Genomic DNA, 3,173 nt, shown 5'->3' on the forward strand with positions numbered 1-3,173 from the left:
TCGTTCAGTCTCACAACCACAAAAAAGGTGACATAGATCGCTACCTGGTGAGCCGGCTCCATTCCTCACGGGATATGCCCGCCTGCCGGAGGATGCGCACGAGCAGGTCGACGCCGATCTCTGACCTGTGTGGGTTTGGGATGGTTAGAACAAGATCTTCTTTCACCATGAATGGGTGTCTGCCTCCCCGGCACGGCCAGCGTCTGAAGGTTCTTCACAAGCTGGTTCCATGAGACGGGTCTGATCCTATGCTCCGGCACCCGTATCAACCCTGACGATCTCTCCCACTGTGCGGCCGGCGATCGGAGGTATCGGGAGGCCGCGCCGGAGCCGTAAGATCAACCATTCGTCGATGACGCCGGCAAGGTTTCTCCTGCACTCTTCCAGCGTCCTGCCGGTTGCAAAGACCCCGGGAAGTTCCGGGATCTCTCCGTAATACGGTTCATCGTCCTCGATAATCTCGTAGTTGGCGTGTTCGAGTGCCGCGTTGATATACTCAAGGATCATTATATACTTCAATGGGATTGCCCCCGCATATAGGATTTTGCTTTCCCTGGCCCGGTGAGATCACGACTGCTGGCTACCAGTCATTCGGTTCGGTGTCGGTTATCCTCGGGGTGACCCCGATGCGGCAGGGACGCGACTCACTCCCCGGCACGGTCTTCCCAGAGCCCGGCAAAGACCTTCACCTGCCGGGTGTAGACGTCCGCCGAGTCCTCCTTGTACTCGAGCGTCGTCGGCACGCCGGCGTGCCGCCGGAGCCGGGCAAAGACCGCCGCAAGATCGAGGCCGCCGTCGGGACGGTCGAGTGCGAGGTGCTCGTCGGTGATCGAGCCCCGCCGGATGTTCGAGAGGTGGTGGAGGGCCACGTTGAGGTCTTCGAACCGTTCCAGTTCATCCACGAACGAGAGATGCCGGTAGTTTGCGGTGCAGGCGAGGTGGGGGAAGTCGAGGCAGAACCGGGTGATCTTTTTGCCTGCTAGCGCCGCGAGTTCTTCGGCGGTGTTCCCGAGGAGGGGGTAGCCGGCGTAGACGGCGGGGAGGTTCTCGAGGGCAAGGCGGGGATCGGTGTTGCGGTCGAGGAAGTCGGCGAACGTTTCCTCGGCGGCAGAGCGGCCTCCGGGTTCGTACCGGCCTGCGTGGAGGACGATCGTCTCTGCGCCGAGGGTGTCGGCGGCCTCAAGGGTCTGCCGCATCGCCTCCTCTATATATTCCTCGATCTCCTTCGCCGGACGATCGTCATAGGCGGCGGGGGCGCAGGGGTTGACGCCGTGGCCGTGGTGGGGTGCGTGGACGACGACCGGGATGCCGGACGCGGCGATCCGGTCGAGGCGTTCGCGGAAGAACTGCCGGGCCAGGGGGACGGCCTGCACCTGAATATGACGGATTGCGCCCTCTTCGTAGAGCCCCGCGAGCAGGGCAAGCGTCCCTTCGTCGTCGATGCGCACGGTGCAGCCGAGATTGTAATCAACCATATACCACCCTCCGGTGTATGCCGTTTGCAGGCGGAGAAAAAGATTCGAGTAGCCCGGAGCAGATTCGAACTGCTGTCGCGAGATCCAGAGTCTCACATGATTGACCGCTACACTACCGGGCTATTGGGCTCTAAAATGTTGTTTGTGAATCTTAATTAAAGTGACGGCCGGGGTTTATGCCCCGGATGAGCGCGGGCACTTCCCGCAGGCCCGGCAGACCTCGGCAACCGGCCTGATCTCGGTGCCTGATTTGCAAAACGGCTCGATATCGTTGAGATCCCGGCGGTAGTAGATATGGGGGACGAGCGCGATATGCGTGTAGCGCCCGCAGGGCACGCCGAGCCGGTCCGCGATCATCTTCTGGAGGCGGACGAGCGCGTACATGTTGGAGCCGGCGGCGGAGAGGATGTCGTTGCTCCGGAAGACGACCTTCATCTGGAGTTTGCCGTCCCGCAGCAGGCACTGGACGAGCTGCAGGCAGGGGCAGTCGTCCAGGTTCTCGTCGACGACCGGGTTCCAGGTGATCGCGACCGCCCGCCGGGAGTTCGGGGCTTGCCCGAGTTTCCGGGCGATGTAGTCGATCTGGTCGACGTGGACGTCCTCGCCGTCCACCGTGAGCGTCTCGCCCCAGTCGAAGAGCCGGCGGTGGTAGTCGTACTCGAACTTCGCATCGGAGCCGTGCAGGAGGTTGTCGGCGTAGACGTCCAGGAACCGCTGCTGGAACCGGGAGGCGGGGCTCGCCATGGGAACGCTCTCCGGCGACTCTACCTCGAGCGCGAGTTCCTCGCACTCGATCGTCGCTTCGTCGTTCTCCGTATCCAGCACCCATCCTTTCTCGAGGACGGTCCTGACCGCCAGTTCGTGTGCCCGTGCGAGCGTGGGGGCCCGAATGATCCGCATAGAGAGTAGTTTGCAGGCCGGGGTAGAAAAGGCTCCCCACTGGGGACCGTCTCATATATACATGCTCCGGTGGTGCCGCCGTCGGGTGCGGCCGGCCGGGGTGCCGGGCACGGCGGGCACCGGCACCGATCCCGTCCGGGCGGTGCAGGGCGCGTGCGGCACCGCGGAGCGTAAGCGCGGCAGGGTCGTGCAGGGGACGTCGCCGGAGTCGGGAGTTCCCGTTGTTTCCCGGAGTAAGATTTTTATCCTCGTATATCTATGGACTCCGGTGATCCGGGAATGAAGCGTGATCCTGGCGCATTCGGGGCGTTTTCCAGTATTGTGGTGCCTTTCGGGGGCGTCGGACACCCGGTCGACCACAAAGGATATATTAAGTGTTCCACAAATATTGTGACATATTCCGTGATTCGGAGTATAGAGCGTGGTGAACCCGTATTCGACGTCTGTCGAGTACCTCGCGTTCACATTCCCTCATGTCATCACAAATGGAGGTATAGTATGAAGAGTATGACAAAACTGATGGTTGTCGCCATGGTCCTCGCGGCTGCGCTGGTCATTGCACCGGCTGCGGCACGGACGATTGAGGACACTGGCAGCACCATCTATGTAGGTGAAGAAAACCTGAACCTAAATGCGCTATTTGGTTACCCGGCTGAGGATGACGATCTGGTGGGATACCTGGCTCACTTCAGCGGCAATATTAACGACAGGAATGTCGTGGGAACGCCCATTAAGGTTTCCAACGCACGTAACTTCGCGTTGACTGAAGAGGCAGTTGGAGGCTCTACCGGGATCTGG

At 61.2% G+C, this 3,173-nt stretch carries 5 protein-coding genes, 1 tRNA gene and 1 pseudogene; 2 read left to right on the forward strand and 5 right to left on the reverse strand.

Features of this window, described 5'->3' with window-relative positions; all coding sequences use genetic code 11:
* Window positions 1–40: 40 nt before the first annotated feature.
* The 5 genes from EI28_RS15330 to EI28_RS11605 all read right to left on the reverse strand — a co-directional run bounded on the left by EI28_RS15330 (window position 41) and on the right by EI28_RS11605 (window position 2,375).
* Window positions 41–169, reverse strand: coding sequence for a hypothetical protein (locus EI28_RS15330; RefSeq protein ID WP_255342100.1), 129 nt, complete (start codon window positions 167–169; stop codon window positions 41–43).
* Window positions 170–246: 77 nt separating this feature from the next.
* A complete protein-coding gene (locus EI28_RS11590; protein WP_048115008.1) occupies window positions 247–507 on the reverse strand; it encodes a type II toxin-antitoxin system HicB family antitoxin in 261 nt (86 codons plus the stop codon).
* Between the two features lie 137 nt (window positions 508–644).
* On the reverse strand, window positions 645–1,475 hold the full coding sequence (locus EI28_RS11595; protein ID WP_048115010.1) for a TIM barrel protein: 831 nt from the start codon (window positions 1,473–1,475) through the stop codon (window positions 645–647).
* A 49-nt stretch (window positions 1,476–1,524) separates the two neighbouring features.
* Window positions 1,525–1,597 (reverse strand) — tRNA-Gln (locus EI28_RS11600).
* 52 nt (window positions 1,598–1,649) lie between these two features.
* Window positions 1,650–2,375, reverse strand: coding sequence for a thymidylate synthase (locus tag EI28_RS11605; RefSeq protein WP_048115012.1), 726 nt, complete (start codon window positions 2,373–2,375; stop codon window positions 1,650–1,652).
* Between the two features lie 85 nt (window positions 2,376–2,460).
* Between EI28_RS11605 and EI28_RS14150 the strand changes: the two genes are divergently transcribed.
* Both EI28_RS14150 and EI28_RS11610 read left to right on the forward strand, forming a co-directional pair.
* Window positions 2,461–2,658, forward strand: a complete 198-nt coding sequence (locus EI28_RS14150; RefSeq protein ID WP_231476796.1) for a hypothetical protein — start codon at window positions 2,461–2,463, stop codon at window positions 2,656–2,658.
* A gap of 215 nt (window positions 2,659–2,873) precedes the next feature.
* A pseudogene (locus EI28_RS11610) lies at window positions 2,874–3,173 on the forward strand (DUF3821 domain-containing protein); the annotation flags it as partial.

The sequence above is a fragment of the Methanoculleus sp. MH98A genome (genome assembly GCF_000691865.1).
In the GTDB taxonomy this organism is placed as follows: Archaea; Halobacteriota; Methanomicrobia; order Methanomicrobiales; family Methanoculleaceae; genus Methanoculleus.